The 16,973-nt window shown below is 57.7% G+C and carries 16 protein-coding genes and 2 pseudogenes; 7 read left to right on the forward strand and 11 right to left on the reverse strand.

The annotated features are described in order from the left end of the window. Window positions 1–59: 59 nt before the first annotated feature. A complete protein-coding gene (locus QNH99_RS15160) occupies window positions 60–689 on the forward strand; it encodes a flavin reductase family protein (RefSeq protein WP_256852427.1) in 630 nt (209 codons plus the stop codon). A gap of 3 nt (window positions 690–692) precedes the next feature. On the opposite strand, the gene hutH (QNH99_RS15165) is transcribed toward QNH99_RS15160, so the two are convergent. From hutH (QNH99_RS15165) to hutI, 8 genes are all read right to left on the reverse strand, one after another. Continuing rightward, window positions 693–2,192, reverse strand: coding sequence for an HAL/PAL/TAL family ammonia-lyase (gene hutH / locus QNH99_RS15165; protein ID WP_410516870.1), 1,500 nt, complete (start codon window positions 2,190–2,192; stop codon window positions 693–695). Next, window positions 2,189–2,983 (reverse strand): ABC transporter ATP-binding protein, encoded by a 795-nt coding sequence (locus QNH99_RS15170; protein WP_096012184.1) that lies wholly within the window; start codon window positions 2,981–2,983, stop codon window positions 2,189–2,191. The genes hutH (QNH99_RS15165) and QNH99_RS15170 overlap by 4 nt, the downstream gene beginning before the upstream one ends. Window position 2,984: 1 nt before the next feature. Continuing rightward, complete coding sequence (locus QNH99_RS15175) at window positions 2,985–3,716, reverse strand: ABC transporter permease (protein WP_063878880.1); 732 nt, start codon at window positions 3,714–3,716, stop codon at window positions 2,985–2,987. Window positions 3,717–3,727: 11 nt separating this feature from the next. Continuing rightward, window positions 3,728–4,447, reverse strand: coding sequence for an ABC transporter permease (locus tag QNH99_RS15180; RefSeq protein ID WP_096012183.1), 720 nt, complete (start codon window positions 4,445–4,447; stop codon window positions 3,728–3,730). A 12-nt stretch (window positions 4,448–4,459) separates the two neighbouring features. Beyond that, a complete protein-coding gene (locus tag QNH99_RS15185) occupies window positions 4,460–5,308 on the reverse strand; it encodes a transporter substrate-binding domain-containing protein (protein WP_283355935.1) in 849 nt (282 codons plus the stop codon). 400 nt (window positions 5,309–5,708) lie between these two features. After that, window positions 5,709–5,906, reverse strand: coding sequence for a hypothetical protein (locus QNH99_RS15190; RefSeq protein WP_156506654.1), 198 nt, complete (start codon window positions 5,904–5,906; stop codon window positions 5,709–5,711). A gap of 67 nt (window positions 5,907–5,973) precedes the next feature. Beyond that, complete coding sequence (gene hutG, locus QNH99_RS15195; protein WP_063878877.1) at window positions 5,974–6,765, reverse strand: N-formylglutamate deformylase; 792 nt, start codon at window positions 6,763–6,765, stop codon at window positions 5,974–5,976. Beyond that, window positions 6,762–7,979: an imidazolonepropionase gene (hutI, locus tag QNH99_RS15200; RefSeq protein ID WP_172897768.1), complete on the reverse strand. Its 1,218-nt coding sequence runs from the start codon at window positions 7,977–7,979 to the stop codon at window positions 6,762–6,764. Before hutI ends, hutG begins: the two co-directional genes overlap by 4 nt. Before the next feature lie 84 nt (window positions 7,980–8,063). On the opposite strand from hutI, the gene QNH99_RS15205 reads away from it, so the two are divergent. Continuing rightward, on the forward strand, window positions 8,064–9,419 hold the full coding sequence (locus tag QNH99_RS15205; protein ID WP_410516871.1) for a formimidoylglutamate deiminase: 1,356 nt from the start codon (window positions 8,064–8,066) through the stop codon (window positions 9,417–9,419). Then, window positions 9,416–9,961 (forward strand): HutD family protein, encoded by a 546-nt coding sequence (locus tag QNH99_RS15210; protein ID WP_410516872.1) that lies wholly within the window; start codon window positions 9,416–9,418, stop codon window positions 9,959–9,961. Before QNH99_RS15205 ends, QNH99_RS15210 begins: the two co-directional genes overlap by 4 nt. Here the strand turns inward: QNH99_RS15210 and hutC are convergent. Next, window positions 9,945–10,700, reverse strand: a complete 756-nt coding sequence (gene hutC / locus QNH99_RS15215) for a histidine utilization repressor (RefSeq protein ID WP_063878873.1) — start codon at window positions 10,698–10,700, stop codon at window positions 9,945–9,947. The two genes, QNH99_RS15210 and hutC, sit on opposite strands and share 17 nt — an antisense overlap. Window positions 10,701–11,003: 303 nt before the next feature. On the opposite strand from hutC, the gene hutH (QNH99_RS15220) reads away from it, so the two are divergent. Next, a complete protein-coding gene (hutH, locus tag QNH99_RS15220) occupies window positions 11,004–12,560 on the forward strand; it encodes a histidine ammonia-lyase (RefSeq protein WP_410516873.1) in 1,557 nt (518 codons plus the stop codon). Window positions 12,561–12,570: 10 nt separating this feature from the next. Continuing rightward, complete coding sequence (gene hutU, locus QNH99_RS15225; protein WP_172897773.1) at window positions 12,571–14,253, forward strand: urocanate hydratase; 1,683 nt, start codon at window positions 12,571–12,573, stop codon at window positions 14,251–14,253. Between the two features lie 145 nt (window positions 14,254–14,398). Here the strand turns inward: hutU and QNH99_RS15230 are convergent. Continuing rightward, window positions 14,399–14,566 (reverse strand): annotated as a pseudogene (locus QNH99_RS15230) (MFS transporter); the annotation flags it as partial. Here QNH99_RS15230 and QNH99_RS15235 point away from each other — a divergent pair. Together QNH99_RS15235 and QNH99_RS15240 are read left to right on the forward strand one after the other, a co-directional pair. Then, a pseudogene (locus QNH99_RS15235) lies at window positions 14,537–14,698 on the forward strand (substrate-binding domain-containing protein); the annotation flags it as partial. The pseudogenes QNH99_RS15230 and QNH99_RS15235 sit on opposite strands and share 30 nt — an antisense overlap. A 142-nt stretch (window positions 14,699–14,840) precedes the next feature. Further along, on the forward strand, window positions 14,841–16,004 hold the full coding sequence (locus QNH99_RS15240; protein ID WP_109717202.1) for a M20 aminoacylase family protein: 1,164 nt from the start codon (window positions 14,841–14,843) through the stop codon (window positions 16,002–16,004). On the opposite strand, the gene ybiB is transcribed toward QNH99_RS15240, so the two are convergent. Continuing rightward, window positions 16,001–16,969, reverse strand: coding sequence for a DNA-binding protein YbiB (gene ybiB, locus QNH99_RS15245; protein WP_410516874.1), 969 nt, complete (start codon window positions 16,967–16,969; stop codon window positions 16,001–16,003). The two genes, QNH99_RS15240 and ybiB, sit on opposite strands and share 4 nt — an antisense overlap. Window positions 16,970–16,973: the final 4 nt, after the last annotated feature.

Raw genomic sequence — 16,973 nt, forward strand, 5'->3', positions numbered from 1 at the left:
TGCCACGGCAACAGCCATTTACCCACTACGCTTGAATCAGCTTTTACAGGGAGACAACCATGAACAAACGTTATTCTTATCAGCCTCGCGCCGGACATGGGCTGCCGCACGATCCACTCAACGCCATTATCGGCCCACGTCCCATTGGCTGGATTAGCTCCATCAGCGCCAAAGGCATCCGCAATCTTGCGCCTTACAGTTTTTTTAACTGTTTCAATTACCAGCCACCCATTATTGGTTTCGCCAGTAGCGGCTGGAAAGACAGTGTGCAAAATATTGCTGAAACCAAAGCGTTTGTCTGGAATCTGGCAACCCGGCCGCTGGCTGACGCCATGAACGAAAGTTCCATTTCTGCACCCGCCGATCAGGATGAGTTTGCCCTTGCCGGTTTAACGCCCCTTGCCGCCTCGCAGGTTGAAGCCAGTCTGGTGCAGGAAAGTCCGGTGAATTTTGAGTGTAAACTGACGCAGCTTATTCAGTTGCAGGATGCGCAGGGCAACGCCCTCGACAGCTGGCTGGTGCTGGGTGAAGCCGTCGCCATCCACATTGATGAAACGCTACTGGAAAACGGCATTTATCAGACGGCGAAAGCCGAACCGATTTTACGCGCTGGCGGCCCCAGCGCTTATTACGGTATCAGTGAGGCGCAGCGCTTTGATTTGGTGCGCCCGGATGCGCGTCGGGGATAAGCGTCAGAGTGCATCCGCGGGATGCGCGCGGATGACATTTACTGCGCGGGCAATCTCTGGTGCCAGCCAGCGATCGTCCTGCCAGCTCGGCACCACCTGACGCAGTTGGCACCAGGCCTGAAGGGTTCTGCGTGCCAGCTGTGCTTCACCGTGAAACTCCAGCGCCTGGGCGGCCAGCAGGTATTCAATCGCCAGAATTTGATAAACGTTATTCACGGTCTTGAGCAATTTCAGTGCCGCACCGGTCCCCAGACTCAGGTGATCTTCCTGTAGCCCGGACGTAATGTAGTTATCCAGCACGGCGGGCTGCGCCAGCTGACGGTTCTCAGCACAGAGCGAGGCTGCCACGTATTGCGCAATCATCATGCCGGAGTTGACGCCGGGTTGGGCAACCAGAAAAGGCGGTAAGCCGCTGACCAGTGGATTCACCAGACGGTCCAGACGTCGCTCCGCAATACTGCCCAGCTCCGCCAGCGCAATCGCCAGCAGATCGCAGGCCATGGCAACGGATTCACCATGTGGATTGGCTTGTGAGACCACGCGCCAGGCCTGCGGTGTGCCCAGTACCAGTGGATTGTCGGTGCAGGCGTTCAGTTCGGTTTCTATCTGACGCTCTGCATGTGCAAACTGATCGCGACAGGCACCGTGCACCTGCGGCATGGATCGCAGGCTCAGTGCATCCTGCGTCCGAATGCCACTGCTTATCTTTAACAGCGGGCTGTCGCCCAGTAACCGCCGTAACCGCTCGCCACTGCGCTGGATACCCGGACTGGCTTTCAGGGACAGCACCTCTTCGTCAAAAGCCACCAGTTGCCCTCTTAACGCTTCAAAACTCATGGCGCCCGTGACATCGGCCCAGTCCAGCAAATGCCGCGCATCGTCCAGCGCCAGGCAGGCCAGTCCGGTCATGCACGGCGTACCATTAACCAGGCTGAGTCCCTCTTTTGCTCCGGGTCGATAAGGCGTAAGTCCGGCGCGCGTCAGGGCCTCGCTGGCGGGCAGGATCTGCCCTTCGCATTCCGCCTCACCTACGCCAATCAGCGTCAGGCTAATGTGTGCCATATGGGTCAAATACCCCACCGACCCCTGTGAGGGAACCTGAGGAGTAATGTGCTGGTTCAGCAACGCCAACAGCCGTCGCACCAGTTCAACCGACACGCCGGATTTCCCGTGGCTGTAATTCGCTATCGCGGCGCATACGATGGCGCGGACTTCCTGCTTCGCCAGCAACGGCCCGACGCCGCAGGCATGACTTAATAAGGTATTACGCGACAGCTGACTTAATTCTTCTTCCGCCAGCATGATATTGCACAGCGCACCCAGCCCTGTGTTAATGCCGTAGGCTATCTGACCACTCGCGACGATGTGTGTCACAATCTCCCGGCCCTGGGCAATGCGCTGCCAGGCATGCTCGTTCAGCACCAGTTCGGCATCATGGCGGGCCACCGCGACCACCTCCTGCCAGGTTACGGGGGCATCCCCCCATGTAACAACACGACTCATAACACAGACTCCGGTGTATGGTGGCTGGAGATAAACTGCCTGAAGCGCGCCGAGCCGCCCTCGCCGAACATCTCATCTGGCGTGCCCTGGCAGTCAATGGTGCCCTGATGCATAAACACCACACGGTTAGACACGTGACGGGCAAACCCCATTTCATGCGTCACCACTAACATGGTGCGCCCCTCTTCTGCCAGACTGCGCATGACCTTCAGCACTTCCCCCACCAGCTCCGGGTCAAGCGCCGAGGTCGGCTCATCAAACAGCATCACTTCCGGGTCCATGGCTAGCGCGCGGGCAATGGCGACGCGCTGCTGTTGCCCGCCTGACAGTTGGGCCGGATAAAAGCCTTTGCGATTAAGCAGGCCGACGCGATCCAGTAATTGCTCGGCCTGAGCGATGCAGGTTTTCTTATCGCGTTTCAGGACATAGTGCGGCCCTTCAATCACATTTTGCAGCACGGTCATATGCGACCAGAGATTGAAGCTCTGAAACACCATGCCAAGGCGTGAGCGCAAACGTTCGACCTGTTTGGGATTAGCGGCCAGTTGATGCCCGCGCGCATGGCGCTTCATTTCAATGGTTTCCCCGCCGACGCTCACCACGCCGGAATCGGGTGTTTCCAGCAGGTTAATGCAGCGCAGCAAGGTGCTTTTTCCCGATCCACTGGCCCCGAGAATAGAAATCACATCACCTTTATGGGCCTGTAATGAAATCCCTTTCAGCACCTCCATGGTGCCGAATGATTTATGAATATCGCTGGCGGACAGCGTAACGGTGGATGAATCCTGCATCTCATTCCCCTCCAGTGATGGGCTTAACGGCCGCTAACGGCTTCTTTGCGGGCTGATGAACCGGCGTCAGACGACGCTCCAGCAGGGCATACAGCTGCACGATAATAAAATTAAGGATCAGATAAATCGCGGCGGCACACAGGAACACTTCCATCGTGCGGTAGGTGCGCTGAATAATCTGCTGCGCCACCCCGGTGACATCCCACACGGTGACCAGGCTGGCAAGTGCGGTGGATTTGACCAGCAGAATGGCTTCCGTCGAATAGGCGGGCAAGGCATAGCGCAACATGACCGGTGCAATAATGCGCCTCAGTAGCAGCCAGCGCGACATACCACATGCCATACCGGCTTCCACCTGCCCGGCTGGCACCGCCAGCAACGCACCACGCAATATTTCTGCCGTATACGCTGCGGTACAAAGCGATAGCGCCAGCACGGCACAGCTGAACGGCTCTCGTAAAAATGGCCAGACAAAACTGTGACGAATCACGCCAAACTGCCCCAGGCCGTAATAGATTAAAAACAGCTGGATCATTAAGGGCGAGCCCCGAAATACCAGAATATAGCCACGGGCAAAACCGCTCAGGATACGCCAGCGGCTCATCCGCAGTGCCAGAATGCCCACCGCCAGCACCCCGCCGCACAGGAATGAACTGATAAACAGGCCGAGCGTGACCGGCAGTGCGGCGCTTAACCTAAGAAAGGTATCAGCAAGAAAGGCAAAATCGATCATGGTGCAGTTCCTTAATGCTGTGCCGCTGTCCGGCTTTGCCAGGCACGGCCCAGCCGGGCTTCCGCGCGCAGAAAAGCCCGATTCGACAGTATGGTTAACAACAGATAGCATCCCCCGCCAATCAGATAAAAGGTGAAGTAGTCACGCGTCGACCCGGCCGCTATCTGACTGGCGCGCATCAGTTCCACGATGCCGGTCACCGAGACCAACGCAGAGTCTTTCAGGCTCATTTGCCAGACATTGGATAAGCCCGGCAGCGCATAGCGCGCCACCTGAGGCAGCAGGATGCGCTGGCGAATACGCCAGCGTGACATGCCTATCGCCAGCGCCGCTTCCACTTCACCGTGGGAGAGCGCCAGCCGAGCCGCACGATAGACTTCTGCCTGATAGGAGCCTGAAATAAGCCCGATCGCCAGAGCACCGATCAGAAACGGCGGCGCTTCAATAAACCCTTCCGCACCGAATAACTGACCGATCTGCGTGATCAGGCCCGATCCACCGAAGTAGAACAGGTAGATCACTAACAGCTCCGGGATGCCGCGAAAAATCACCGAATAGCCCTCGCCTAACCAGCGTAAAGGGCGATGAGACGACAGTTTCGCGGCGGCGATGGCTGAGCCCACGATGGCACCGACCATTAGCGCGACCAGCGACAACAGCAACGTGGTAAGCGTTGCGCTGACAATCAGCCATCCCCAGCCCTCTGCGCCAAAACCCAGCAGGTTCATCATGCTCGACCTCACTTATGGCGTAACGTCAGTTTTAAACCATTTTTCGCTAAGTTCTTTTACCGTGCCGTCAGCCAGCGCAGCCTTAATGGCGTCGTCCAGTTTGGCCTTCAGGTCGTTGTCCGCCATGCGCACACCCATGGCTTCGCCTTCACCCCAGATGGGACCGCCGAGCTGTGGACCGCTGAAGGTCAGGTTGCTGTTGTCTTTGCGTGTCAGCATCGATTTGGCAAAGGTCACGTCATCAAACACCGCGTCAATACGTCCGGCCTGCAAATCCAGAATGGCATCGGCGGAGGTGGTGTACTCGCGTATGTCAGCCACGCCCTTGAAATATTTGTCGATAAAAGGCGTATATACCGTGCCGGAAGCAATACCGATGGTTTTGCCTTTCAGCGCGGCTTTTAACGGTGCCAGCGCGGCTTCAATCTCTTTCTCATCGTCATGCAACTTCGTCACGCCCTTGCCCGGCGGCAACAGCGTGCCTTTGACGGTAATAAAGGTCGCGGGTGTGGAGGCGTAAGGCAGGGTGAAATTGACCACTTTTTTACGATCCGGCGTGATCACGATGGCATCCATGATGACGTCATATTTGCCGGCATTCAGCCCGGCAATCATGCCATCCCAGTTCTGAACCACCAGCTTGCACTCGATGCCCATACGTTTGCACAGGTTGGCCATCAGCTCAGGCTCAAAACCCCCAAGTTTGCCGCCGGGCAGCGTCAGGTTCCAGGGTTCATAGCTGCCTTCCGTGGCTATCGTGATCGATTTCCACTCTTTTGCCTGCACCGCAACGGTGCTGAGCAGCAGGCTGGAAAACAGGGTCGTGAGGCAAAAACGGCGAAACGCTACGTGGTGCTTCATACGGCTTCTCCTGGATGAAAAAGGTTTTAACAGCATCGATGTTGTTTTAACAAAAAATTCACAAGATGATGAGTCATGTATATACAAGTTAACGTTATCGAGTTCATTGTCGGCTTGATGTTTTTGTGAGCCAGACACGATAAATAACAACGGGGTTTCGTTCAGAGGTTACTTGTACATACAAGCTAGCAAAGGCCGTGCCAGATTGGTCGTTATTCTCCCCAGCAGCACAAGGGTTGTGTGTTGCAACAGCCGACAGACGGATGCACAACAAACGTGCAAAGGCTGCACGAATTTAGCGCAAAAACCGTCTGGCGGCAGGTTGTGGGTTCATGTTAAGCGGCGCGGATAAGCACCCTGGGTTTCTGTCAGCACTTCTTAGGGTTTTTGGGGAACCGTCTCAGGGTTTAACCTGACCGCTCAGGCCACCCGCCACCTGCGGACAGTACCTGAACGGGCGATATCCCACGTGCAGCACGCTGTGCTGAGCGTCATCGTTCCGCGTTATCGGGAAAGGCGTAAAAAGCGGCTGCCGGTAGGCGCGCGTCACGCCCGGCGAGGCAATGCCATGACAATGGGACTGGCGTGACAGACACACATCACGCCCGTTGGTCTCATGTCGCCGAAACAACCCGCCTGGCTGTTTCGGTTGATCGGATTACGTCTCAGCCCATTTTTCCCTGTTCGAGAAAGCTATGCAGCAGCGGCTTTAACACCTTCTTCAGCTGCGCAGCGCGCGCTTCATGCCAGGTAAACGGCGGGCTTTCATCCATATAGTTGATTTGCGACAGCTCCAGTTGCACAGCCTGAACCTGCTGCTGTGGCTGGCCGTAGGCGCGCGTGATATAGCCACCTTTGAAACGGCCGTTCACCACCCAACTGAACTGATCCTGCGCACTGCACACCGAGGTTAGCCCGTTAATAACGGCGCTGCTGCAACTGGCCCCGTCGTTCGTGCCGATATTGAGATCCGGCAGTCGGCCCTCAAACAGACGCGGGATTTCACTGGCAATGGAATGCGCATCAAACAGTAAGGCGTAACCAAACTGCGCTTTCATTTGCGCCAGCGTCTGCTGGATCTGCTGATGGTAAGGCTGCCAGATAGTCTGAACGTAGCCCTGGCGCTGCGCCTGCGTGGGGGTTTTACCTTCAGCAAAGGTGGGCGTACCGTCGAACAGGGTTTCGGGAAAGAGTCCGGTCGTGGCGGTGGTATAGAGCGGTTGATTATCGGACGGGCGATTGAGGTCGATAACAAATCGTGAGTAGCGGCCAATGATAATACTTGCCCCCATATCACGGACAAAATCATAAAGTTGAGGAATGTGCCAGTCGGTGTCAGGTAAACTGCGGGCGGCCTCGCTCAGTCCGTCCTCAACGTCCGGCGTCAACAGCGTACCGGCATGGGGAATGCTGACCAGTAAGGGAATGCTGCCCTGCGTGAAATGAAAAGGGGTCATTGTGTTTCTCCGCGATAGATGACGGTACAGGGCAGTTCGCCGCCCAGCCAGTAAACGAGTTCCGCCGGACGTGCCAGCGGCCAGTGGACAAAACTGGCCACTTTGCCCGCTTCGAGCGAGCCGTGACTCGCCTCCAGTCCCAGTGCCTTCGCCCCCCACAAGGTGACGCCTGCCAGCGCCTCTTCCGGTGTCATGCCAAACAGGGTGCAGCCCATATTCAGCATTAAACGCAGCGACAGGGCCGGAGAGGTGCCCGGATTGGCATCACTCGCCAGCGCCATGGGCACGCCATAGTGTCGAAACAGCGCCACAGGCGGACGCTGCGTTTCCCGCAACAGGTAAAATGCACCGGGCAACAGCACCGCGACAGTTCCCTGTTCAGCCATCGCCTGAACATCCTCTTCGGTAGCATATTCCAGATGATCGGCTGAGAGTGCGCCATAGCGCGCGGCCAGCGCCGCACCGCCCAGCGCAGACAACTGCTCCGCGTGAAGTTTTACCGGTATCCCCAGTGCCTTAGCCCGCTCAAACACCTGCGCAACCTGCTGAGGTGAAAAAGCCAGATGTTCGCAAAAGGCATCCACCGCATCAGCCAAGCCTTCGGCTTTGACCTGAGGCAGAAGGCGTTCGCAGATAATCGCGATCCAGCCATCAGGATTCTGTTTAAATTCCGGCGGGAAAGCGTGCGCGGCAAGGCAGGTTGCCTGCACATCTGCGGCCACCGTGTTACGCAACTGACGAATAGCGCGCAGCATGCGTAATTCACTCTCTTCATCCAGACCGTAGCCGGATTTGATTTCGACGGTGGTCACGCCCTCGGCCAGTAAGCGATTCAGCCGCCAGCGGGCCGATGTAACCAGTTCCGCTTCACTGGCTGCGCGCGTGGCCCGAACGGTAGAGAGAATCCCTCCGCCCTGTGCCGCAATGTCCGCATAACTGACCCCGTTGAGACGCTGTTCAAATTCCTGACTGCGGTCCCCACCAAAAACCAGGTGAGTATGGCAATCGACCAGTCCCGGTGTGATGATACCGCCCGCCAGCCGGTGATGTTTTTGCGCGATAAAGGCAGGCATATCGGCTGCGGCCCCTACCCACACCAGCTTGTCTGCCTTCACCGCCAGCGCGCCCTGCTCAATAATCGCGTAGCGGCCGCCGCGCATGGTCACCACATCGGCACCGGTCCACACACTGTCTACCTGGAGTTCTTCTGCCATTCCTGCCTCTCATTGCTCTCGCCGTTTACAGTCTGTTTTAAAGTATGTATATGTATATACAACCACATCCCTTGAGGATCAACTATGGCAATTTTTTTTGCGCCCCGCGCACTGCTGGCGGATGGCTGGCATAAACAGGTCCGCATCAGCGTCAGTCCCGCTGGATTGATTGATGCCATCACGCCCGACAGTGATGACAGCCAGGCAACACGTCTGGACGGCGAGGTGATCCCCGCTATCGCGAATCTGCACTCCCATGCGTTTCAGCGCGCCATGGCCGGGCTGGCGGAAGTGGCGGGCGATCCGCAGGACAGTTTCTGGACCTGGCGTGATCTAATGTATCGCATGGTACAGCGCCTGACGCCACAACAGGTCGGCGATATTGCCGCCCTGCTGTACATCGATATGTTAAAAGGTGGCTACTGCCAGGTCGCAGAGTTTCACTACCTGCATCACGACATTAACGGCCAGCCCTATGCGGATGATGCCATGCTGCAGCACCTGATTGCCGCCGCCGATACCGCAGGGATTGGTCAGACGCTACTTCCGGTGCTTTACAGCTACAGCGGTTTTGGCGCGCAGCCTCCTGTGGCGGGACAGAAACGCTTTATTCAGCAGACCGACCGCTACCTGCAACAGCAGTCGCGCCTGGAGGCATGGGTGAAAGACAAGCCGCTGCACAACGTGGGCCTCTGTTTCCACTCGCTGCGGGCAGTGAGCGAGGCGCAAATGCACGAGGTGTTAACCGCCAGCGATCGCTCGCTACCGGTTCACATTCACATTGCCGAGCAGGAAAAAGAGGTGAACGACAGCCTGGCCTGGAGCGGCGAGCGTCCGGTGAGCTGGCTGATGAATCGTTTTGAGGTCGATGCACGCTGGTGCCTGATTCACGCCACGCATCTTGATGACAGCGAAGTCACGCGCCTCGCTGACAGCGGTGCGGTAGCCGGGTTGTGCCCGACCACCGAAGCCAATCTTGGCGACGGCATTTTCCCGGCGGTGGACTATATCGCCCAGGGCGGCCGCTGGGGAATTGGCTCTGACAGCCATGTTTCGCTCAGCGTCCAGGAGGAGCTGCGCTGGCTTGAATACGCACAGCGTCTGCGCGACCGCCGCCGCAACCGCATTACGCTGGCAAACCAGCCCTCGGTTGGCGATCTGCTGTGGCAGCAGGCGGCGGCGGGCGGCGCTCAGGCCTGCGGGATTAAGAGTGGTTCCCTGGCCGTTGGACAGCGCGCCGACTGGCTGGTATTACGTGATGCGGCCTGGCTGGGCAGCGTGGATGAACGCGCCCTGCTCAACCGATGGTTATTTGCGGGCCAGCGCGATCAGATTCGCGACGTGTATGTGGCAGGCAACCGGGTGATTAGCGACGGGCATCATGCTGCAGAAGACGCCTGCGCAGCCCGTTTTGCCCAGGCAATGGCGGCCCTGCGATGAGACATGTTTTTTCCCTGCAAAGTTTACCCGTTAGCCGCTGGCGCAACGGCGGGGGCGAAACACGCGAAATTATCAGCTTTCCCCCTGATGCCGCCGACTTCGCCTGGCGAGCCAGTATCGCAACCATTGCCTGCGACGGCCCGTTTTCGACCTTCAACGGGGTGGATCGCACTATTACGCTGCTAAACGGCAGCCCGGTCCTGCTTCACGGCGCGACATGCGAACACCGCTTGCTGCCTGAAGCCCCCTGGGCTTTCGCAGGTGAATGGGCGCTGGAGGCCAGTCTGCAAGGCAACGAGCCGAGTCAGGATTTTAACGTGATGACGCGGCGGGGTGAATGGCGGGCGCAGGCCGACGTCGTGACGGAAGCCGTGGTGAGCGAGCACGGCGTGGCATGGGTTTTAGCCGGAAAATGGCACATCGCAGGTGACACGCGGTTAGACGCACAGCAGGGTGCATGGTGGGTGGATCACACCACCCTGTTACAACCCGACAGCAGCGATGCCAGGCTGTTGTTCGTACGCCTTACCCGTGTGCTTTGAAGCGCCCAAGCAGCTTGTACCGCGAGCCTGGATAAAGCAAGCGCGCGTAGGTCACAATCTTATTGTCGCTCCAGGTCTGGCGGCGGATCAGGAGGCACGGCTCATGCTCATCAATCGCCAGGTGTTTACGTTGACGCGCATCTGGCATCACCGCCTCAACAATGTGTTCGCCTGCCGTTAACGGCGCAGCCCGCATCAGGTAGGTATAAGGTGTAAGCGTATGGTAATCCTGGGCCAGATAGTCCGGGGCCAGTTGCGGATTGACCAGACGGTCCTCTAACTGCACCGGCAACTCGTTTTCGTAATGCACGATGAGCGAATGAAACAGCGTTTGCCCGGTGGTCAGCCCCAGCAAAGAGGCCTGCTCAGGATCGGCTTTGTTCTGGCCCATCGTCAGGATTTTGCAACTGTGCTGATGGCCGCGCTGGGCAATTTCATCGGCGATGTTGTGGACTTCGAGCATCGCCGTATAGCCTTTCATTTCGGCGACAAACGTCCCCACGCCCTGCATACGCACCAAAAACCCTTCGCTGGTCAGCTCACGTAAAGCACGATTGATGGTCATTCGGCTTACGCCAAGCTCATTGACCAGCTCGCTTTCGGAGGGGACCCGCTGATTGGCTTTCCAGTGTCCTTCACGAATCTGGCTGACGATGGCCTGCTTGACCCGCTGATAAATGGGCGCCGGTTCATCGCTCATGGCGGCCGCCAGTTGTGCAATTGCCGTATGCTCGGCCATAACGTCTTCCTTTCACTGATAATGCTCAGAGTTTACTGCCTGAAGGGCTGGATGTATATACATTCAGGCGCGCCATCAGCACTTTATCCGTGCACCTGTTGCCTGATAAAGGTGCAGGAATAACGGTGATCGTTTGTCCTCCCCAGTACTGACGCCCGATCATTTTTGTGATCGGTTTGGCACGCCGCTTGCAACTTGTATAGACAAGAATAGACAGTTATGTTTCACTCGCTTTATTCAGTTGATCAGGGTCAATAAAGATGCCCTGTGGCAACCCAACCCTTGTATAGACAGGAGCAGGTTATGTCAGGTTCGACTCAGGTATTACACCTGGTTCCAGGTAACGTCGATCTCGCGACGTTACGCGCAATTTATCACGGCAACGTCACCCTCAGCCTTGACGATGATGCCCGCCGCGCCATTGCCGAGGCGCACCGTACCGTCGAAGCGATCGTTGCTTCCGGCAGTGTGGTTTACGGCATTAATACCGGTTTTGGCAAACTGGCACAGACACAAATCCCTGCGGCTCGTCTTGCAGACCTGCAACGTAACCTGGTGCTGTCTCACAGCGTGGGGTTAGGGAATTTACTGCCCGATAGTGTGACGCGGCTGGTTGTGGCCAGTAAAATTATCAGCCTTTCGCGGGGCCATTCCGGCGTGCGCATTGAACTGGTCGACGCCCTGTTGGCTCTGTTTAATGCCGGCATCATGCCCTGCATTCCGGAAAAGGGCTCGGTGGGCGCCTCGGGCGATCTCGCGCCGCTGGCACATATGTCGCTGATGCTGCTTGGTGAAGGTCAGGTGCGGGTCAAGGGCGAACTGATCCCCGCCACAGAGGGCCTGGCCAGCGTCGGCCTGACGCCTTTTGTACTTGGCCCTAAAGAAGGCCTGGCATTGCTCAACGGCACTCAGGTTTCCACGGCCCTGGCGCTGCGTGGCCTGTTTGAAGCCGAGAACCTGTTTGCCGCAGGCTTAATGGCGGGCGCGCTGTCATTAGAAGCCATCAAGGGGTCGTTAAAGCCTTTCGATGCGCGTATCCATCAGGCGCGCGGCCAGCATGGCCAGATTGCCGTCGCCGCCGCGGTCACCCACCTGATTGAAGGAAGTGAGATCCTGGGATCACATACACACTGTGGCCGCGTACAGGACCCCTACTCTATCCGCTGCGTACCACAGGTGATGGGCGCCTGCCTGGATAATCTCACGCATGCCGCCCGCGTCCTGCAAATTGAAGCCAATGCTGCCTCTGATAATCCGCTGGTTTTCAGCGAAACCGGCGAGGTGATCTCCGGTGGCAACTTCCATGCTGAACCGGTGGCGTTTGCGGCTGACATTATTGCGTTAGCCATTGCCGAGGTTGGGGCGATTTCTGAACGTCGGCTGGCCCTGCTGCTGGATACTGGCCTGTCCGGGCTGCCGCCTTTCCTGGTGCGCGACGGAGGAGTCAACTCCGGCTTTATGATTGCCCAGGTTACCGCAGCGGCGCTGGCATCCGAAAACAAATCACTGGCCCATCCCGGCAGCGTAGACAGCTTACCGACCTCGGCCAACCAGGAAGATCACGTTTCCATGGCGACCTATGCCGCTCGCCGTCTGGGCGAGATGTGCTTTAACAGCGCCGCCGTGGTGGGCATTGAAGCGATGGCGGCCGCACAGGGCATTGAGTTTCATCGTCCCTTGCAAAGTTCTGCCCTGATAGAGCAGGCCATCGACAGCATCCGCGAACGCGTGGCCTTCCTTGAGGAAGACCGCCTGCTGGCTCCGGACATCGAGGCGATGCGTCAGTGGGCAAGCCGCTGCGACTGGCCGCAGGCACTCACCGCATTGTTACCCAGCATGGGCACACATTCAGTTAAATAAGGAATCCGTAATGAGCGAAACCCTGACAAAAGCGGTGGCACGCGAGATTCGTGCGCCGCATGGAAATGAACTGCACTGCGCCAACTGGTTAATTGAAGCGGCTTACCGCATGATCCAGAACAACCTGGACCCCGACGTGGCAGAACGCCCGGAAGACCTGGTGGTGTACGGCGGTATCGGAAAAGCCGCGCGCAACTGGGAATGTTTTGAGCAAATTTTACGCTCGCTCCAGCTGCTGCAGCCGGACGAAACCCTGTTGATCCAGTCGGGCAAACCCGTGGGTGTATTCCGTACCCATGCCGATGCGCCCCGCGTCCTGCTGGCCAACTCCAATCTGGTTCCCCACTGGGCCAACTGGGATCACTTCCATGAGCTGGATAAAGCCGGGCTGATGATGTACGGCCAGATGACCGCAGGCTCCTGGATTTACATCGGTGCCCAGGGAATTGTTCAGGGTACTTATGAGACCTTTGTCGAGGCAGGACGTCAGCATTACAACAATGATTTAAGCGGACGCTGGATCCTGACCGCCGGTTTAGGCGGCATGGGCGGCGCACAACCCCTGGCAGGCGTGCTGGCGGGTGCCTGCGTGCTGGCGATAGAGTGCCAGGAGTCGCGTATCGATTTCCGTTTACGTACGCGTTACGTCGATCATAAAGCCACCTCGCTGGATGAGGCGCTGGCCCTGATTGACGCCGCCACCCAAGCGAAAAAAGCGATCTCCGTTGGCCTGCTGGGCAACGCCGCAGAGATTCTGCCAGAACTGGTGAAACGCGCGAAAGCTGGCGGACCTAAGCCCGATATCGTCACCGACCAAACTTCGGCCCACGATCCCATCAATGGCTACCTGCCACTGGGCTGGGACGTTGCACGCTGGCAGCAGGAGCGGGAAACCCATCCCAAAGCCGTAGAAAAGGCTGCTCGCGCGTCCATGGCGGTACATGTACAGGCGATGCTCGACTTTTGTCATATGGGCATTCCTACTGTGGATTACGGCAATAACATTCGCCAGGTCGCGCTGGATGAAGGCGTCAGCAACGCGTTTGACTTCCCCGGCTTTGTGCCTGCCTATATCCGCCCTCTGTTTTGCGAAGGCAAAGGGCCGTTCCGCTGGGTGGCGCTGTCTGGCGATCCTGAAGATATCTACAAAACGGATGCCAAACTCAAAGAACTCTTTCCTGAGCATAAGACGCTGCATCGCTGGCTGGATATGGCGCAGGAACGCATCGCCTTTCAGGGCTTACCGGCTCGCATCTGCTGGCTGGGGCTGGGTGAGCGCCATCTTGCCGCGCTGGCGTTCAATGAAATGGTACGCACTGGCGAGCTGAAAGCACCGATCGTAATTGGTCGCGATCACCTGGACTGTGGCTCCGTCGCTTCGCCAAACCGTGAAACCGAGGCCATGAAAGATGGGTCGGATGCGGTGTCAGACTGGCCGCTGCTCAACGCTCTGCTCAATACGGCGGGCGGCGCGACCTGGGTGAGCCTGCATCATGGTGGTGGCGTGGGCATGGGATTCTCACAGCACTCCGGTGTGGTCATTGTGTGCGACGGTACGGAAGCGGCTGATGCCCGCCTTGGCCGTGTACTGTGGAACGATCCCGCGACTGGCGTGATGCGTCATGCCGACGCGGGCTACGAGCTGGCACAGAATTGTGCGACAAAACATGGTCTGAACTTACCCATGCAATAAACCACAACGCCGGTATTTTTAGATACCGTTAAGCTGAAAAAACGCTGTTCCGGGGCATGCATGTCCGGAACAGCGGAGCGAAACGCATGAACAGGTTTACTCAGACTTAGCGGAGTTCAGCGTAATACGATCTACAGGCCCGACAATAAAGGTAGGTGGGGAACCAGGTCAGAAAGAACCCGGTAAGTGAGGTTACGCAGAACGGCCCAATATCACCCCCTATCATCATGCGGTTGACACAAACGTTTTTGAACTGAGCCAGCGTGATTTTCTCTGAGACTTTTTTGCCGCCAGCAATCGGCCTGCCATCACCACCATTAGCGTCGATCGGGTGGCTATGGGCCAACGCGCCGCAACCCTGCTGGCTGACCGTATCGAGTAGCGCCCGGGTGACGAGAGCATTATTGATATCGGCTTTCATTTAATAAAACGCGCGTCGGCATAAAATCTGCCACGCCTGCACGCTTGTTTATTACTTATTCCTTTTTGATTTAGCGCATTGTCCATTTTATCGCTTCTGGCGATAGACGCGCTGTCGCGCGGCCTCTAAAGTGAAGCTTCCTGAATGATATGGAGCGCGATACTGCATGACTCTTTCCTCTGCCCTACTCGATGATGCGCTGCGCTGGCGCCACCAGTTTCACCGCGAACCCGAACTGGGCTATCAGGAACATCAGACCAGCGACAAAGTTGCTCATGAACTTGAGCAGGCGGGCTTACAGGTGTTTCGCGGTCTTGCGGGTACGGGTGTGATTGGCACGCTGGAAAATGGCACCGGGCCGGTTATCGGCCTGCGGGCGGATATGGACGCACTGCCAATTAACGAAAAAGGCGATACCGCCTGGCGCTCCAGTAAACCCGGCGTGATGCATGCCTGCGGGCATGATGGTCACACCGCCATTTTGCTGGCGGCGGCGAAACAACTGGCGGCCACGCGCCAGTTTAGCGGCACAGTTCATTTTATCTTTCAGCCAGCGGAAGAGAACCTTGGCGGTGCCCGCAAGATGGTTGAAGAGGGGTTGTTCACACGTTTCCCTATGGATGCCGTTTACGCCATGCACAACTGGCCGGGCTTACCGCTGGGTTCGCTGGCGGTGAACGCCGGTGCGATGATGGCCTCGCTGGACGCCTTTGAAATTACCCTGAGTGGTAAAAGTTGCCATGCTGCTATGCCGGAAAGCGGTGCCGATCCAATGGTGGTAGCAGCTGAGCTGATCCTGGCCCTGCAAACCATTCCGTCACGTCGCCTGTCGCCCCTGTCTTCTGCCGTGGTGAGCATCACCCAGATTCACGGCGGCGAAGCGATTAACGTCATTCCAGAACAGATTGTTCTGCGCGGCACCGTGCGTTGTTTGCAAGACGATGTACGCAATCGGGTTCATACGCTTATCGATGATTTTGTGACGACGCTGCCGAAACCCTTTGGCGTTTGCGGGGCGATTCGCTGGCTGCCTGGCTATCCGGTGACCACCAATCATGCCGGCCCGGCTCAGCAGGTGCATGACGTCGCCGTCAGGACTTTGGGCGAAGAACAGGCGCGCTGGCAGGTGAATCCCTCTATGGCTTCGGAAGATTTTGCCTGCATGCTGGAGGCCTGCCCCGGTGCCTATTTCTGGCTTGGCGCAGATGGTGCCACCCCATCCGCACCGCTACACAATGCCCACTACGATTTCAACGATGCGCTGATTCCCACTGGTATTCGCTTTTGGCAAAACCTGGTGGAACACGCACTGCCGCAGGATCGCGGTTAAAAACCGGCCGCCGTCAGTCTTTCCAGACCCGCTTCCAGCGACGCACACTGAGCGCTGGCGCGCAGGCAGCAGGCAATTTGCAGTCGGAGAGCCTCAGGAAGAGGACGCTGATGATTCAGCACCTCTTGCGTCCAGCGGGCCGTTTCGGCTGCGGATTTGTCAGTTGGCAACGACACGGCGACTTCCGGCTGTCTCTCCACCCAGACTTCGGCCTGCTGCCCGTCGCCACCCACATAGCTGATGGCCGGGCAGCGCTGCGGATTAGCATAAACCTCGCCTTCTGTCCCGTTCAGCAGAATCGCCGGGGCATCAATCGCGCTAAAAAAGGTTGCGACGCGCGGTACATACTCCGGGTGAGACACGCTCGACAGGCGCAGTGCCTCGCGTTCAGCAAACGGCGTTGCCAGCTTCGCCAGCGTATGGGCGCTGTTACGTACGCCCATCCGCCAACGTAACGACAGCTGTTTTGCCATGGGCGGACAGAGGTTATCGATGGTGATAAAGACCAGCTCACCGTTGTCGAGTTTTGACTGGGCCTGCTCAGCCGTGGCGACCGGCGCGATCCCTAGCGACGCAAAGACGGCTTCGCTGGTGACACGCGTTGCATCCTCACTCACACCGTGAACCAGCACGGGAAAACCGAGCCTGTTCAGCACCAGCGCCAGTAATGGCGTCAAGTTGCCCTGACGCCGCGCGCCGTTATAGCTGGGGATGACGATGGGCATCGGCCGACCGGCTGGCGCATGCAGGCGCATCACCCGCGACTGCATCGCCTGATAAAACCCGCGCATTTCCGCTTCGCCTTCGCCCTTGATTCGCAGAGCGATTAAAATGCTGCCCATTTCAAGATCCGGCACTTCGCCGTCCAGCATCGCGCCGTAGAGTGCCACAGCACTGTCGAAATCAATATCACGGGCGTGATTCTTACCCCGCCCCACTTCTTTGATAATTTTATTCAGTTCCATCACG

This window comes from Pantoea allii (assembly GCF_046529425.1).
In the GTDB taxonomy this organism is placed as follows: Bacteria; Pseudomonadota; Gammaproteobacteria; order Enterobacterales; family Enterobacteriaceae; genus Pantoea; species Pantoea allii.

Coding starts and splice junctions, on each gene's coding strand:
- QNH99_RS15160 (WP_256852427.1), top strand. CDS start 60: ATGAACAAACGTTATTCTTATCAGCCTCGCGCCGGACATGGGCTGCCG.
- hutH (WP_410516870.1), bottom strand. CDS start 2,192: ATGAGTCGTGTTGTTACATGGGGGGATGCCCCCGTAACCTGGCAGGAG.
- QNH99_RS15170 (WP_096012184.1), bottom strand. CDS start 2,983: ATGCAGGATTCATCCACCGTTACGCTGTCCGCCAGCGATATTCATAAA.
- QNH99_RS15175 (WP_063878880.1), bottom strand. CDS start 3,716: ATGATCGATTTTGCCTTTCTTGCTGATACCTTTCTTAGGTTAAGCGCC.
- QNH99_RS15180 (WP_096012183.1), bottom strand. CDS start 4,447: ATGATGAACCTGCTGGGTTTTGGCGCAGAGGGCTGGGGATGGCTGATT.
- QNH99_RS15185 (WP_283355935.1), bottom strand. CDS start 5,308: ATGAAGCACCACGTAGCGTTTCGCCGTTTTTGCCTCACGACCCTGTTT.
- hutG (WP_063878877.1), bottom strand. CDS start 6,765: ATGACCCCTTTTCATTTCACGCAGGGCAGCATTCCCTTACTGGTCAGC.
- hutI (WP_172897768.1), bottom strand. CDS start 7,979: ATGGCAGAAGAACTCCAGGTAGACAGTGTGTGGACCGGTGCCGATGTG.
- QNH99_RS15205 (WP_410516871.1), top strand. CDS start 8,064: ATGGCAATTTTTTTTGCGCCCCGCGCACTGCTGGCGGATGGCTGGCAT.
- QNH99_RS15210 (WP_410516872.1), top strand. CDS start 9,416: ATGAGACATGTTTTTTCCCTGCAAAGTTTACCCGTTAGCCGCTGGCGC.
- hutC (WP_063878873.1), bottom strand. CDS start 10,700: ATGGCCGAGCATACGGCAATTGCACAACTGGCGGCCGCCATGAGCGAT.
- hutH (WP_410516873.1), top strand. CDS start 11,004: ATGTCAGGTTCGACTCAGGTATTACACCTGGTTCCAGGTAACGTCGAT.
- hutU (WP_172897773.1), top strand. CDS start 12,571: ATGAGCGAAACCCTGACAAAAGCGGTGGCACGCGAGATTCGTGCGCCG.
- QNH99_RS15240 (WP_109717202.1), top strand. CDS start 14,841: ATGACTCTTTCCTCTGCCCTACTCGATGATGCGCTGCGCTGGCGCCAC.
- ybiB (WP_410516874.1), bottom strand. CDS start 16,969: ATGGAACTGAATAAAATTATCAAAGAAGTGGGGCGGGGTAAGAATCAC.